General features: G+C 65.1%; 11 protein-coding genes. 3 read left to right on the top strand and 8 right to left on the bottom strand.

The window, feature by feature from the left end; translation table 11 throughout:
* The first annotated feature begins 66 nt into the window (after positions 1-66).
* The 3 genes from pncB (at position 67) to ACZXDY_RS16855 (ending at position 3,571) form a co-directional block, all read left to right on the top strand.
* On the top strand, positions 67-1,371 hold the full coding sequence (pncB, locus tag ACZXDY_RS16865; protein ID WP_464346268.1) for a nicotinate phosphoribosyltransferase: 1,305 nt from the start codon (positions 67-69) through the stop codon (positions 1,369-1,371).
* 118 nt (positions 1,372-1,489) lie between these two features.
* Positions 1,490-2,785: an O-acetylhomoserine aminocarboxypropyltransferase gene (locus tag ACZXDY_RS16860; RefSeq protein WP_464346267.1), complete on the top strand. Its 1,296-nt coding sequence runs from the start codon at positions 1,490-1,492 to the stop codon at positions 2,783-2,785.
* A gap of 3 nt (positions 2,786-2,788) precedes the next feature.
* Positions 2,789-3,571 (top strand): alpha/beta fold hydrolase, encoded by a 783-nt coding sequence (locus ACZXDY_RS16855; protein ID WP_464346266.1) that lies wholly within the window; start codon positions 2,789-2,791, stop codon positions 3,569-3,571.
* A gap of 324 nt (positions 3,572-3,895) precedes the next feature.
* On the opposite strand, the gene ACZXDY_RS16850 is transcribed toward ACZXDY_RS16855, so the two are convergent.
* The 8 genes from ACZXDY_RS16850 to ACZXDY_RS16815 all read right to left on the bottom strand — a co-directional run bounded on the left by ACZXDY_RS16850 (position 3,896) and on the right by ACZXDY_RS16815 (position 14,774).
* Positions 3,896-4,915 (bottom strand): S1C family serine protease, encoded by a 1,020-nt coding sequence (locus ACZXDY_RS16850; protein WP_464346265.1) that lies wholly within the window; start codon positions 4,913-4,915, stop codon positions 3,896-3,898.
* Between the two features lie 222 nt (positions 4,916-5,137).
* On the bottom strand, positions 5,138-5,584 hold the full coding sequence (locus ACZXDY_RS16845; protein ID WP_464346264.1) for a gluconate 2-dehydrogenase subunit 3 family protein: 447 nt from the start codon (positions 5,582-5,584) through the stop codon (positions 5,138-5,140).
* 7 nt (positions 5,585-5,591) lie between these two features.
* A complete protein-coding gene (locus ACZXDY_RS16840) occupies positions 5,592-7,193 on the bottom strand; it encodes a GMC family oxidoreductase (protein ID WP_464346263.1) in 1,602 nt (533 codons plus the stop codon).
* 96 nt (positions 7,194-7,289) lie between these two features.
* Positions 7,290-7,685: a hypothetical protein gene (locus ACZXDY_RS16835; RefSeq protein WP_035690359.1), complete on the bottom strand. Its 396-nt coding sequence runs from the start codon at positions 7,683-7,685 to the stop codon at positions 7,290-7,292.
* A gap of 174 nt (positions 7,686-7,859) precedes the next feature.
* Complete coding sequence (locus tag ACZXDY_RS16830; RefSeq protein WP_464346262.1) at positions 7,860-11,171, bottom strand: carboxyl transferase domain-containing protein; 3,312 nt, start codon at positions 11,169-11,171, stop codon at positions 7,860-7,862.
* 212 nt (positions 11,172-11,383) lie between these two features.
* Positions 11,384-12,268 carry an ABC transporter permease gene (locus ACZXDY_RS16825; protein ID WP_464346261.1) on the bottom strand — a complete coding sequence of 295 codons (885 nt, stop codon included), beginning with the start codon at positions 12,266-12,268 and terminating at the stop codon, positions 11,384-11,386.
* Positions 12,265-13,221 (bottom strand): ABC transporter permease, encoded by a 957-nt coding sequence (locus ACZXDY_RS16820; RefSeq protein ID WP_464346260.1) that lies wholly within the window; start codon positions 13,219-13,221, stop codon positions 12,265-12,267. Before ACZXDY_RS16820 ends, ACZXDY_RS16825 begins: the two co-directional genes overlap by 4 nt.
* 5 nt (positions 13,222-13,226) lie before the next feature.
* On the bottom strand, positions 13,227-14,774 hold the full coding sequence (locus ACZXDY_RS16815; RefSeq protein WP_028164337.1) for an ABC transporter substrate-binding protein: 1,548 nt from the start codon (positions 14,772-14,774) through the stop codon (positions 13,227-13,229).
* Positions 14,775-14,778: the final 4 nt, after the last annotated feature.

Below are 14,778 nucleotides of genomic sequence, written 5' to 3'. Positions count from 1 at the left end.
CTGCCCTGCCAGAACCACTGCCACAATCCACTGGTTGGGCAGCTTTTGGCACGCTAAGGTTCCGCCATGACGTTTACCGATATTGCAACCCGAACCTACAACCATGGCTGGCGGCTCGACCCGATCGTGCGCAGCCTGCTCGACACCGATTTCTACAAGCTGTTGATGCTGCAGATGATCCGGGAGTTCTACCCGGACACGCGCACGACCTTTTCGGTGATCAACCGCACCAGCCGGGTCCGGCTTGCCGAGGTGATCGACGAGGTCGAGCTGCGTGCCCAGCTCGACCACGCCCGCACCATCCGCTTCAGCAAGAAGGAACTGATCTGGCTCGCCGGTAACACGTTCTACGGCAAGACCCAGATGTTCTCGCCGGATTTCATCAACTGGCTTTCGACTTTCCGCCTGCCCGAATATGAACTGCACAAGGTCGATGGGCAGTATGAACTGCATTTCCACGGGCCCTGGACCCACACCACGATGTGGGAGATCCCGGCGCTCGCGATCCTGAACGAATTGCGCTCGCGCGCGGCGATGAAGGGTCAGGGCCGGTTCGCGCTCGACGTGCTCTATGCCCGCGCCAAGGCCAAGCTCTGGGCCAAGGTCGAGCGCCTGCGCAAGCTCGACGGCCTAAAGCTTTCGGACTTCGGCACCCGCCGCCGCCACGGCTTCCTCTGGCAGCGCTGGTGCGTCGAGGCCGTGAAGGAGGGACTCGGGCCGTCTTTCACCGGCACCTCCAACGTGCTGCTGGCAATGGACAACGACCTCGAGGCGATCGGCACCAATGCCCATGAGCTGCCGATGGTGGCCGCGGCGCTCGCCAATTCGGATGAAGAGCTGCGCTGGGCGCCCTACGCCATCCTCGACCAGTGGCGCCATACCTATGGCGGCAACCTGCTGGTCGCCCTCCCCGATGCCTTCGGCACTAGGGTGTTCCTGCGCGACGCGCCGGATTGGGTCGCCGACTGGACCGGCTTTCGCCCGGACAGCGCGCCGCCGATCGCGGCCGGCGAGGAGATCATCAGATGGTGGAAGCAGAAGGGCCGCGATCCCAGGGAGAAGCTCCTGGTCTTCTCGGACGCCATGGACGTCGATTCAATCGAGGAAAGCTACAGGCATTTCGCCGGCCGCGTTCGCATCAGCTTCGGCTGGGGCACCAACCTCACCAATGACTTCGTCGGCTGCGCGCCTGACGGTTCCGCCGACCTCGACCCGATCTCGATCGTCTGCAAGGTAACCTCGGTCGACGGCAGGCCGGCGGTGAAACTCTCAGACAATCCCGAGAAGGCGACCGGTATCCCCTCCGAGGTCGAGCGTTACCTGCGCGTATTCGGCAACGCCGGCCGCGTGCGCGCCGCCGTGCACGTCTAGTTTTGGGCATGATCTCCGCGCAAACACTACGCGTTTGTCGCGCGGGAAAACTGGCTTCCATCTTTCCGGATCAGGCCATAAACCGCACCAATCCCGCCCTCAGCTCGCGAGTTTCAGCATGCCCGCACCCAACCCGCCTGCGTTCGAAACCCTAAGCCTGCATGCCGGACAGCGCCCCGATCCCGTGACGGGATCGCGCGCAGTGCCGATCTACCAGACGACGTCCTACGTGTTTCAGGATGCCGATCATGCGGCGGCGCTGTTCAACCTGGAGCGCGCCGGCCACATCTACACACGAATTTCCAATCCAACGACTGCGGTGCTGGAAGAGCGGATCGCAGCGCTCGAAGGCGGCGTCGGCGCGATCTGCACGGCGAGCGGCATGGCGGCGATGCATCTTGCGATCGCCACGCTGCTCAATGCCGGCGACCATATCGTCGCTTCGGCCTCGCTCTATGGCGGCACCATCAACCTGCTGGCGCACACGCTGCCGCGCTTCGGCATCACGACGACCTTCGTGAAGCCGCGGGCGCTGGACGAATTCCGCGCCGCGATCAAGCCGAATACGCGCCTGGTGATCGCCGAGACCATCGGCAATCCCGGCCTTGAAGTGCTCGATATCCCCGCGGTGGCTGACATCGCGCATGACGCGAAAATTCCGCTGCTCATCGACAACACCTTTGCGACGCCCTATCTCAGCCGCCCGATTGAATTCGGCGCTGACATCGTCATGAACTCGGCGACGAAATGGCTCGGCGGGCATGGCATTGCGATCGGCGGCGTCATTGTCGACGGCGGCGGCTTCGACTGGCATGCGTCGGGCAAATTCCCGCAGCTCACCGAACCCTATGCCGGCTATCACGGCATCGTCTTCGACGAGCAGTTCGGCAAGGCCGCTTTCATCATGCGGGCCCGCACCGAGGGCTTGCGCGATTTCGGCGCCTGCCTGTCGCCGACCAACGCGTTCCAGCTCCTGCAGGGCATCGAGACACTCGGCGTGCGGATGGATCGGCACATGAGCAATACGCTGGCGGTGCTGGAATTCCTGACCGCGAACAAGGCGGTCGACTGGGTGCTGCATCCGGCGCTGGAAAATCACCCGGATTACGAGCTTGCGAAGAAGCTGCTGCCGCGCGGCGCCGGCTCGATCGTCAGCTTCGGCATCAAGGGCGGACGCGCTGCGGGCAAGAAGTTCATCGAACAGCTCAAACTGATCAGCCACCTCGCCAATGTCGGTGATGCCAAGACACTCGTGATCCATCCCGCCTCCACCACCCATCAGCAGATGGACGCCGACCAGCTCAAGGCTGCAGGCATCGGCGAAGAGCTGGTGCGGCTGTCGGTCGGCATCGAGACCGCGCAGGACATCATCGACGATCTCGGCCAGGCGCTTCGCGCGTCGCAGAGGGTTTGAGCCATGCAGCTTTCGGTGAACGGGATTGAGACTTTCGTGGTAACAGGCGGAAAGCCGTTCGATCCATCGTTGCCCACGGTCGTGATGATCCACGGCGCGGGCTTTGACAGCTCCACCTGGGCGCTGCACAGCCGCTGGTTCGCGCACCACGGCTATTCGGTATTGGCGCCGGACCTGCCGGGCCACGGCCGCTCGTCCGGCAAGCCCTTGCCGACGATTGCGGCGATGGCGGATTGGATCGCGGCGCTGTTGCAGGCAGCCGGGGCCTCGAAGGCGAAGCTGATCGGACACTCCATGGGTTCGCTGATCGCGCTGGAGACCGCGGCGCGGCACCCGGACAAAGTGTCGGCACTGAGCCTGATCGGAACGGCGGCGACGATGACGGTTGGGCCTGATCTGTTGAAGGCGGCGGAGGCCAACGATCCCGCCGCGATCGACATGGTCTCGATCTGGGGTCTCGGCTTCAAGGCCGAGCTCGGCGGCTCGCTCGCGCCGGGATTGTGGATGCACCACGGCGCACAGCGCGTGCTGCAGCGTGCGCGACCGGGCGTGCTCTACAATGATCTCAACGCCTGCAACTCATATCAGAATGCGCTGGCCGCGGCGGCGCAGATCAAGGTGCCGGTGACGTTCATCCTCGGCGAGCGCGACCTGATGACTCCAGCGAAAGCCGGCAAGACGCTGGCGGCCGCAACGCCGAACGCGCGCACCGTGGTGCTGCCCGGCGCCGGCCACATGATGATGGTCGAGCAGCCCGACGAACTGCTGGCGGCGCTGCGGACGTAGTTCATCCCTTCTCCCCTTGTGGGAGAAGGTGGCGCGAAGCGCCGGATGAGGGGTTCTCTCCACACGCTCTTGTGCTCGCGGAGAGAACCCCTCACCCAATCGAGTTCGCTGCCGGCAGCCGAGCTGCCCTCTCCCACAAGGGGCGAGGGCACATCAACTGGCAGCTCCAAAGCTGCGATGGTCTGGCAGCGGGCTGCTGGCGACGCTGAAGCACTGACATTGTACTCGTCATTGCCGGGCTTGACCCGGCAATCCATCCCTTCGCAAGAACTCTTTTCTTGATGGTTGCGCAGGTCAAGGCCGCGCATGACGAGCTGAGAACGACTACCTCGCCGGCTTGCGTTCGATCGGGTGGATGTCGATCGCGCGCAACCGACCCAGGCGCAGCACGTCCATGGCCAGCGTGCGGTCGATGCGGTCGCGGTCGAGGGCGCGGATCAGGTCGTCGACGCCGTTGATGTCGATGCCGTCGAGCTTGATCACGACGTCGCCGGGCAGAAGGCCCGCTTTCGAAGCCGGGCTATCCGGCTCGATCTGCGCGAGCAGCGCGCCCATCTTGTTCTCGACGCCGGCGAGCACGGCATGGCGCCGCGGGATCGGCGCGGTCTGGCCGGCGACGCCGATGAAGGCGCGGCGGACATAGCCGTGGCGGATGATCTCCGACAGCACGAACTGCGCGGTGTTGCTCGCGACCGCAAAGCAGATGCCCTGCGCGCCGTTGATGATCGCGGTGTTGATGCCGATCACCTGCGAACTCGACGACACCAGCGGCCCGCCGGAATTGCCGGGGTTGAGCGCGGCATCGGTCTGGATCACGTCCTCGATCGTGCGCCCGCTGACCGAGCGGATCGAGCGCCCGAGCGCCGACACCACGCCGGCGGTGACCGTCGATTCAAAGCCGAGCGGATTGCCGATCGCGACCACGAGCTGGCCGCGCCGGAGCTGCTTGGAATCGCCGAGCGAGGCGTAAGGCAGATCGCGCGCGCCATCGGCCCGCAACAATGCGAGATCGGTGTCGGGATCGACGCCGAGCACGTGCGCGTCGGTGACGAAGCCCTCGGTATCGCGCAGGCGGATCTCTTTCGACGAGCCGACCACGTGACTGTTGGTCAGCACGAAGCCATCGGGCGAGATGACGATGCCTGAACCGAGCCCGCCGCACTCACGCGGTGTTCGCACTTTCGGCCCGGTCTCTACGCGCACCACCGCGGGGCCGACGCGTTCGGTCACGTCGATCACGGCGTTGGAATACGCATCGAGCAGCGCCCGGTCGTCGGCCGGGGTAGCTTCGGTCGTTCGCGGTGACAGCGCGTCACCGGCGTTATTTGAGGTGATATCCAACATGGTGAGGGTTCCTTCGGCTCATTCAAATGGGAGCCGAGTTCCTCCTGCGCAAGGTGCCCGTGCCGTGCTCAGACCTGCCCAAACGGCTAGGGCGCCGGAGCTCTCTCCGCTTGGTCGGGACGTAGCGCGGGTGAAGCGCCAGCGTAACCCGGGACCGGTCGTAGCCGCGGATATGAATATCCCGGGTTACGCGTTCCGCTCCACCCGGGCTACGACTTCCTGCTAGGGCGCTCGCCGCAAGCTGCTCCCGCGCGCTCTGACGGGATCAAGCAATGACCAGTCGCCCTGCTGCAGCGTGTGGCCCTTCGGGAAGGGGGCGCGGAGCTCGTAGCCGAGCGAGCGCAGCACGCGGTCGTCGCGGTAGTAGCATTGCAGGACCACGCGAACGAGCGTTGCCGCGGGGACTCCGCCGGTCGCGCGGAATTCCTTTGCGACCTGGTCGCGCTGCGCTGTGTCGAGCTCGGCGAGCGGCTTGCCGGCCAAGCGCGCGAGATGGTCGAGCGCGGCGCGCACCGGCTCGGTGTCGCGGCCAAGCGTTGCGAGGATGTCAGCCTGGATGGCCCGATCGTCGGCGCCGGGCATCTTGTACTCGGCACTCTCAGGAATGATCATCGCCGCGATCGTCCTGAGATCGTCGCGCTGGGTTTGGGTGAGCGTTTCGGCTGACATCGCTTCCTCAATCGAACAAATTGGCAAGACGCTGTTTCATCTGGTCGGCGATGTAGAGCGCGATCGCCTGGATCGTCGAGGTCGGGTTGACGCCGCCGGAGGTGACGAACACGCTGCCGTCGACGATGAACAGGTTCTTCACGTCATGCGACCGCCCCCACTCGTTGACCACGGAGCGCGCAGGGTCCGTGCCCATCCGCGCGGTGCCGAGCAGATGCCAGCCGCCCCACGGGATCGGGCTATTGGTGCAGATATCGGTCGCCCCGGCGGCCTCGAGAATCTCGCGGCCGCGCGCCAGCCCATGCTCCATCATCTTCCGGCTGTTCTCGCTGATCGTGTAGTCGATCTTCGGGGCGGGAATGCCGTGGCTGTCCTTCAACACGGGATCGAGCGTGACACGGTTGTGCTCCTCGGGGAGATCCTCGCAGATCGCGGAGACCGCGAGGCGGTGGCCGTTGAGCCTGCGGAAGACGCGGTGATGGTCCGCGCCCCACGGCAGAATGCCCTTCTGCTCGCTGGCGACAGCCTCGAACACCGGCCCCGCGCCGCGGCCGAACTGGATGCCGTAACCGCGGACGAAGCCGCGCGAGAGGTCGGTGTCGTAGAACTCCTTGCTCCACAGGCAAGTCGGCGGCGCGCGGTTGCTGTCGGTCGGCTCCTTCACGAAACCGTAGATCTGCGCATAGGGATGGAACATCAGATTCTTGCCGACCAGGCCTGATGAATTGGCGAGGCCGTTCGGAAAGCGGCCGGAGACGGAGTTCAAGAGCAGCCGCGGCGTGCCGACGCCGTTGCAGGCGATGATGACGACCTCGGCCGGCTGAAACTGCTCGACACCGTCCTTGTCGTAATAGACGACGCCGGACGCCATGCCGTGCTCGTTGGTCAGGATCTCGCGCACGCGGCAATGCGTCTTGATTTCGACGCCGGCGCGGATCGCATGCGGCCAATACGTGATGTCGGTCGAGGCTTTCGCGCCTTGCGCGCAGGCCGGGGTGCAATGGCCGAGATTGATGCAGCGCGCCCTGCCCTCGTAGTCCATTGTCGCGACCGTGGTATCCGACGGCCACCAGTGCCAGCCAAGCTTGTTCATGGCCTTGCCGATCAACGGACCGGAAAGTCCGAGCGGCTGCGGCGGCATTGGCGGGTGCGTCAATGGCGAAAGCGGATCGCCTGACAGGCCCGATACGCCCATCATCCGGTCATTCTCTTCGAAGAACGGCGTGAGTGCATCGTAGTCGATCGGCCAGTCATCGGCGACGCCGTCGAGCGTTTTCACCTTGAAATCGGACGGATGCAGCCGCGGCCAATGCGCTGTGTACATCACGGTCGAACCGCCGACGGCGTTGAAGTTGACGACCTTGATCGGCGAGTTGTCGTCGTTGATGGGATAATCTTCGGGCCGCCCGCGGACATTCGGGCTGGTCGACCAGTCGCCATAGAACTTGGCCTCCCAGTCCCGCCCGGTGCTTGGATAGTCCGCGGGATTCATCCAGCCGCCCTGCTCCAGGCAGAGGATGTGCATTTTCGTCTCAGCCAGCGACCACGCCACCGCAGCGCCGGACGCGCCGGCGCCGATGATCAGGACGTCAACGGGATCCCGATGCACGAGTGCCTCCCCAATTTCATCGCCGCGCGACGCGCGATCGTTGTTTTCTTGTCATGAGACGATAGGGGAAAACCGGATGCGGAGTAAAGCGGCAGGTCATTGCACGCGCGGCACGATCATCACGTCGAGCCCGCGGATTTCGTCCGGCGTTGCGGATCGCGTCATCGCGCCCGGCGCTTCCACCAGCACTTGCACCCGCAGGCGCTTGTTGACCACGTTCCTCGACTGAACGGGGAAGGTTTCGGAACGGGTGTCATTCGGACCCGGCACGCCGTAGGTCATAATCGAGCCGATCACGTCGCCTTGCTCGGTCTTCACGACAAGGCGAGCACCGAACGGCAACGGACCGGTTACGACCTTGAGCCGGACTGCCTCATTCGGGCCGGGATCGCGCGGCGCCAGCAGCTCGGTCATCTTCCGGTCCTGCGCCGAGGCAAGGCCCGCGCCGGCGAGGCTTGCGAGAAGGAGGGCGATAGAAAATTTGTGTCGCATGTAAAGGCCTCGGCAGGATGACGGTGGTTCGGATTGTCATCCGCTTTTGGGCACGATCATGGTCGGGCGCGAACATTCGTAGGATGGGTAGAGCGAAGCGAAACCCATCCCTTGCGCATTGGCGATCGAAGCCGATGGGTTTCGCTTCGCTCTACCCATCCTACAAACTCAAACCTACCACGCATCGATACAGGGGCGCTTGCGGTGGGTGCGCGGCGCGGGTTTCGGCACCGAGCGCAGGCCTGACATGATCCAGTGGCGGGTTTGCGCGGGATCGATCACCTCGTCGATCTCGAGCACGGAAGCGATCGAGACCGCCTTGCCGTTGGCATAGAGCTCGGCCACCTTGGCCTGGTAATATTTTTCGCGTTCGACCGGATCCTCGATCGCTTCCATCTCCTTGCGGAAGCCGAGCCGCACATAGCCTTCCAGGCCCATGCCGCCGAACTCGCCGGTCGGCCAGGCCACCGTGAAGAACGACGCGTGAAAGCCGCCGCCGATCATCGACTGCGCGCCGAGGCCATAGCCCTTGCGCAGCACGATGCCGAACAGCGGAACGGTGAGACTCGCGCCGGTGACGAACATGCGCGAGACGTGACGCACGATCGCGGTCTTCTCGGCTTCCGGCCCGACCATGAAGCCGGGTGTGTCGCAGAGCGAGATGATCGGGATGTCGAAGGCGTCGCAGAGCTGCATGAAGCGCGCGGCCTTGTCGCCGGCGGGCGCATCGATCGCGCCGCCGAGATGTTTCGGATTGTTGGCGATCAGGCCGAACGGCTTGCCTTCGATGCGGATGAAAGCGGTGATCATGCCGACGCCAAAGTCGCGCCGGATTTCGAGCACCGAGCCCTCGTCGGCGAGGAGATCGATCACCTTGCGGATGTCGTAGACGCGCAAGCGGTTCTCCGGGATCGCGCGGCGCAAGAGGCGCTGGTCCGGCGCCTTCCAGTCGCCGGTCGCACCCTGGAAGTAGGACAGGTATTTTTGCGCGGCGACGGTCGCCTCCGCCTCATCCTCCACGAGGATGTCGATGACGCCATTCGGCGCCTGGAACGACACCGGGCCGACCTCGGCCGGATGATAGACGCCAAGGCCGCCGCCCTCGATCATCGCCGGCCCGCCCATGCCGATCGAGGCGTTTTTCGTCGCGATGATGACGTCGCAGCAGCCGAGCATGGCGGCGTTGCCGGCGAAGCAATAGCCGGAGACCACGCCGATAACAGGCACAAGACCGGAGAGCCGCGCGAACTGCACGAAGGACGGGCCGTCGAGCCCGGTCATGCCGAGCCGGTCGGTATCGCCCGGGCGGCCGCCGCCGCCCTCGGCGTAGAACACCAAAGGCAATCGCCACTGCTCCGTCAGCGAGAGCATGCGGTCGATCTTCTTGTGGTTCATATGGCCCTGCGTGCCCGCGAGCACGGTGTAGTCGTAGGCGATCACCATGCAGCGCGCGGCTTCCCCGCCGAACTTGTCGGCGTTCACGGTGGCGACGCCGGTGATCAGGCCGTCGGCCGGCGTGTTGCGAATGAGATCGTCGACCTTGCGCCGACGGCGCTGCGCGGCGATGGCGAGCGAGCCGTATTCGACAAACGAGCCCTCATCGACGAGATGGGCGACGTTCTCGCGCGCGGTGCGCTGGTTGGTCTTACGCCGGCGCTCGACGGAAGCTGGCCGGTTCTCATCCAGCGTGATCGCGTGGCGGGCGATCACCTCGGCGAGATCGGGACGGATGTAGTCGAGATCGATCTCCGCTTCCTCGGCGATATGGTGGCTGTCGACCTCGGCAGGCTCGATGAACAGAATCGCCTCGCCATGCATCAGCGTGACGCCGACGCCACCGGCGATCTTCGTCACCCTGCCGCCATGCGGCGCGGTGACGAGATGCTCCATCTTCATGGATTCGAGCACTGCGATCTGCTGGCCCGGACGGACGAGATCGCCCGCGGCGACATCGATTGCAACGATGGTTCCCTGCAGTGGTGCCGGGACGGCGACGGAGCCTTCCGGGCCGGCCTCGCCCGTCGACTGTCCGACCAACGCAGCAGCGCCGCCGTTGACCTCAACCAGCACCGGTTCATCGGCCTCCTTCGCCGCGGCGACCAGCGAGCCGGCATGTGCATCGATGAAATTGGTGCTGACCCGGTTGGCGGCAAAATCCGGATGCGCGAGGATCGCGCCGAGGAACGGGATATTCGTGGCGACGCCGCCGATGCGGAATTCGCGCAGGGTGCGGAGCGCTTTCTGAACGACGTCGGCCCAATTCGCGCTCGGCGAATGCACGATCACCTTCGCGAGCAGGGAATCGAAAGCGGCGCTGGTCTTGTACCCCGTATAACCAAAGGTATCGACCCGCACGCCCGGGCCGGACGGCAGGTCGAACACCGACAGCGTCCCACCGGTCGGCTTGGTCTCGCCCTTCTCGTTCATCACTTCCATGTTGACGCGGAGCTGCATCGCAAAGCCGCGCGGCGACGGGATCGCTGCCTGCGCCAGACCGAGCGAGGCCAGCGTCGCGCCCGAGGCGACGGCAAGTTGCGCCTTGACGAGATCGATGCCGAGCACCTCCTCAGTGACGGTGTGCTCGACCTGCAATCGCGGATTGGCCTCGATGAAGGCGAAGGCGCCCTCGCCTTCACGTGCCTCGTCGTCGACGAGGAATTCGAAGGTGCCGAGATTGTCGTAGCGCGCGGCGGCTGCCAGCTTCTTCGCGGCTTCGATGATGCGCGAGCGCTGGGCCTCGCTCAGCGACGGGCTTGGCGCCACCTCGATCAGTTTCTGGTTGCGCCGCTGGATCGTGCATTCGCGCTCCCACAAATGGCTGATCTGACCGGAGCGGTCGCCGATGATCTGCACCTCGATATGACGCGCTTTTCGGATCAGCCGCTCGACATAGACGCCGTCGTTGCCGAAGGCGGCCTTGGCCTCGGACTGGCAGCGCGCATAGGCCTGTTCGAGCTTGGCGGCGTCATCGACGATGCGCATGCCGCGCCCGCCGCCGCCGGCGATCGCCTTGACCATGACGGCGCCGCCGGGGCCGAGCGAGGCGAAGAAGGCCTTGGCCTCCTCCAGGCTGGTCGGGCCGCTGGTGCCTGATATGATCGGCACGCTGCAGCTTTTCGCCAGCGCCTTGGCTTTCGCCTTGTCGCCGAACAGTTCCAGCGCCTCCGGCGACGGTCCGACAAACGTGATCCCCTCCGCAGCGCAGCGCCGCGCCAGCGCGGCGTTCTCGCTGAGGAAACCATAGCCGGGATGCAGCGCGTCGCATTTCGCAGCCTTGGCTGCGCCGATCACCGCTTCGATATCGAGATAGGCGCGCGCGCCGCGGCCCGGAATCTCGTGCGCCTCGTCCGCCGCGCGGACATGCCGCGACGTCGCATCATCGGCCGGATAGATCGCGACGGTGGCGATGCCGCTTTCGCCCGCCGCGCGGGCGATACGGATGGCGACCTCGCCCCGATTGGCGATCAGCACTTTCTTGAATGACATGAACGTTTCCGTGAAAACTCTAGATCAGGCCGCGAGCTTCCACCTCTCCCCGACGGGGAGAGGTCGGCGCGCAGCGCCGGGTGAGGGGCAGCAGGTCCCACGAGAAAGCGTACCCCCTCACCCGGATCGCATCTTGCGATGCGATCCGACCTCTCCCCGCTGGGGAGAGGTGGGGTACCTTCGACGAGGCACCAACGCAGTCCAATCATGCTCTATCGATCCTTCATGGTCGGATCGAGCACGATGCGCAAGGACTCTCCGAGCGCGTTGAAGGCCAGCGAGACCACCAGAATGGCGAGCCCGGGTGCGTACATCTGCTCCGGCGCGATCTCCATATATTGGTAGGCGCGCGCCAGCATCGCGCCCCAGCTCGGGTTCGGCGGCTGGATGCCGAGACCGAGGAAGCTGAGGCTTGCTTCCGCCAGCAGCGCCGCTGCCAGCAGCAATGTCACCTGCACGATGACGGGCTGCAGCGTGTTCGGCAGCACGTGCCGCCACAGGATATGCCAGGCCGGCGCGCCGAAACACCTGGAGGCATCGACATACAGCTCCTGCCGCACCACCAGCGTCCGCGCCCGGACGATGCGGGCGAGCGCCGGAAACATCACGATGCCGACCGCGATCATGCCGTTGGTGAGCCCGATGCCGAGCGCGCCGGTCACCGCGATCGCCAGCACGATTGCCGGGAACGACAGGAAGGTGTCGATGATCCGGCTGATGATATCGTCGGTCCAGCCGCCGAAGAAGCCGGCGACCAGCCCGACCGGCAGGCCGATGGCGACCGCCACGGAGACCGCGAGCACGCTGGCGTAGACGGTCGCCGGCGCGCCGTAGATCAGGCGGCTGAAGATGTCGCGACCGAGATCGTCGGTGCCGAGCAGATGCGCCGGGCCCGGCGGCGCCAGCATGTTGTTGACGTCCTGCACGGTCGGAGAATAGGGCGCGATCCACGGCGCGCCGATCGCGACGATGACGAGCGCCAGCAGCACGAGGATCGCAAGCGCGGCCCGCAGATCTCCAGCCAGCCAGCGCAGGAAACGCCGCATCCGGGTCGGCTTGGCAGGCAGTCGCGGAGAGGCCAGCGCGAGGTCGGTCATTGCTCGATCCTCGGATCAATGGCGGCGCAGAGCAGATCGGTGATCAGGTTGACCAGGATCACCACGATCACCATCGTGAACACGACGCCCTGCACGATCGGGAAATCGCGCTGGATCGCGCCGCGCACGATCAGGCTGCCGAGACCGGGAATGGCGAACACCGCCTCGATGACGACGGTCGCGGCCAGCATCCGGTTCACCAGCAGGCCGATGATGGTGAAGAGGTTCACGCTGACATTCTTCAGCCCGTGCTGCCAGAGGATGCGGCTCATCGACAATCCCTTGGCGTGCAGCGTCCGCACATATTGCGACGATAGCACTTCCAGCAGCGAGCCGCGGAGCTGGCGCGCTACTTCGGCCATGCCATAGGCCGCGATCGCAATCCCCGGCAACAGCACGTGCCTGATCGCCTCGATCGGAGACGCCGTGAAGGATTTTGTGCCGGTCGCCGGCAGCCAGTTGAGCCTGAGCGAGATTTCGGCGACCAGGATCATCGCGAGCCAGAAGCCGGGAATGGCGACGCCGAGCGAGGCGATCATGCTGACGGCCTTGTCGACCCAGCCATTCGGCTTGATCGCCGCGATCACGCCCATCGGAATGCCGGTCAAGAGCGCGAGGATCAGAGCGATCACCACGATCAGAAGCGTGTTCGGAAAGGCGCGGCCGATCGAGGTTGCGACCTGCTCGCCCGTCAATAGCGATTGCGAGAGGTCGCCCTGGACGACATTCCCGAGCCAGACGGCATATTGCACCAGGAACGGCCGATCGAGCCCGTAGATGCTGCGGATCTCGGCAATCCGCGCATCCGAGGCGTTGTCGCCCGCGAGCGTCACCGCGATGTCGCCGGGCACGAGCTTCAGCAGCGCGAACACCATGAAGGTCGCGAGCACGATCACGGGCAGCGCCTGCAGCAGGCGGCTGCCTACAACCCTGACCGGACTGCGTCGCGCCATGTTCCTCAGCTCTCCAGCCAGACGTCGTCGTATTTCGGCTTGCCGAGAAGGTTCGGCCGATAACCCTGCACCTTCTTGTTCGTCGCGACCAGCTCGAATTGGAAGGCGAGCGGCGCGACGAAGGCGTTCTCCATCACGAGCCGCTGCACGGTGGCGAAGGCCTTGCGGCGCTGCTCGATGTCTTCTGATGCCCGCGATTCCTTGATCGCGGCCTCGAGTTCCGGCGGCACCGGCGCGCGGCCGGCATTGTAATAGGCGTCCTTGGTAAACATCAGCGAATAGGTCAGGCTCGGGTCCGGCCGCCCGGTCCATGCCGACAGCAGGCCGGAGCCGCGCTTTTCGCTGGCGAAAAAGGCGGCGGACGCTTCCGCGATCGGCGCGTTCGAGAACCGCGCGGTCATGCCCGCCTTGCGGAGCTGCTCGATCAGGATTTCCTGGCGCTGCACCGAGTCCTGATCGGGATAGCCGAGGAGATCGAGCGTGAGACCATCCTTGAAACCGGCTTCCGCGAGCAGCTTGCGCGCTTTGTCGGGATCGTAGGGGTAGAGCGCGGCGACCGATTTATCGTAGGCCCAATGTGCCTTCGGCAGGTTCATGTAGGCAGGCTCCGCCAGCCCGGCGAGCGCCGCCTTCACGAAGGACTCGCGGTCGATCGCAAAGTTGAGGGCCTGGCGGACCTTTGGATTGTCGAAGGGCGGCTTGGCCCAGTTCAGGAAGATCTGCAGGACATAAAGCGTCGGCCCGCTCACGACCTTGATGCTGCTGGCGCGATCGAGGATGGCCTTCTGGCGCGGCGGCAGTTGATAGATCAGGTCGTTCTGTCCGGCGGTGACGGAACGCGCACCGGTGGTGAGTTCCGGGATGATCGAAAACTCGATGCCGTCGGGAAGAGGACGGTTCGGCTTCCAGTATTTCTCGTTGCGCTTGACGACGATGCGCTCGCCATCCGCCCAGCTAATGAACGCGTAGGCGCCGGCGCCGACCGGCTTGCGCGCGACGGTGCCGCCTTCGGCCGCCTTCAGCGCTGATGGCGAGACCATCATGCCGGCGCGGTCGGAGAGGATGAGGGGCAGCGCGGTGTCGGGCGTGCTCAGCTGCAGCGTGACCTGCGTCGGACTGGTGACCTCGACCGAAGCCACGGAAGCAAGATCGGCCTTGATGTTGGACTTCTGGTCGCTCTTGTTGCGCTCGAGGTTGAATTTCACGGCTTCCGCATCGAGCGGCGTGCCATCGTGAAACGTGACGCCGGTACGGATGTTGAGCACCAAGGTGTTCGGATCTATGAACTTCCAGCTCTCGGCAAGGCCGGGTTTGGGCGCCAGCGTCTCGAAATCCCACTCAATCAGGGTGTCGTACATCGTGAACAGAAAGGCGTGATCGGAGCCGGCTCCGCCGGTGGCCGGATCGAGGCTCGAAGGATTGGCGGGCGCCGAGATGCGCAAGGTGCCACCCCGCTTCGGGGCGACATCCGCCCACGCACGGCCACCGAGCGTCACGCCGGCTATCGCCGCCGATGTCAGCGCGATGGCCTCGCGTCGCGTCATCTCTGTCATGTCA

This window comes from Bradyrhizobium sp. LeoB3 (genome assembly GCF_055456055.1).
This window is presented reverse-complemented; position numbering and strand designations above follow the sequence as displayed.

Bases quoted from the DNA above. Each gene is read 5' to 3' on its own strand.
- ACZXDY_RS16850 (WP_464346265.1), bottom strand. From the start codon at position 4,915: ATGTTGGATATCACCTCAAATAACGCCGGTGACGCGCTGTCACCGCGA.
- ACZXDY_RS16835 (WP_035690359.1), bottom strand. From the start codon at position 7,685: ATGCGACACAAATTTTCTATCGCCCTCCTTCTCGCAAGCCTCGCCGGC.
- ACZXDY_RS16830 (WP_464346262.1), bottom strand. From the start codon at position 11,171: ATGTCATTCAAGAAAGTGCTGATCGCCAATCGGGGCGAGGTCGCCATC.
- pncB (WP_464346268.1), top strand. From the start codon at position 67: ATGACGTTTACCGATATTGCAACCCGAACCTACAACCATGGCTGGCGG.
- ACZXDY_RS16845 (WP_464346264.1), bottom strand. From the start codon at position 5,584: ATGTCAGCCGAAACGCTCACCCAAACCCAGCGCGACGATCTCAGGACG.
- ACZXDY_RS16825 (WP_464346261.1), bottom strand. From the start codon at position 12,268: ATGACCGACCTCGCGCTGGCCTCTCCGCGACTGCCTGCCAAGCCGACC.
- ACZXDY_RS16820 (WP_464346260.1), bottom strand. From the start codon at position 13,221: ATGGCGCGACGCAGTCCGGTCAGGGTTGTAGGCAGCCGCCTGCTGCAG.
- ACZXDY_RS16815 (WP_028164337.1), bottom strand. From the start codon at position 14,774: ATGACAGAGATGACGCGACGCGAGGCCATCGCGCTGACATCGGCGGCG.
- ACZXDY_RS16855 (WP_464346266.1), top strand. From the start codon at position 2,789: ATGCAGCTTTCGGTGAACGGGATTGAGACTTTCGTGGTAACAGGCGGA.
- ACZXDY_RS16860 (WP_464346267.1), top strand. From the start codon at position 1,490: ATGCCCGCACCCAACCCGCCTGCGTTCGAAACCCTAAGCCTGCATGCC.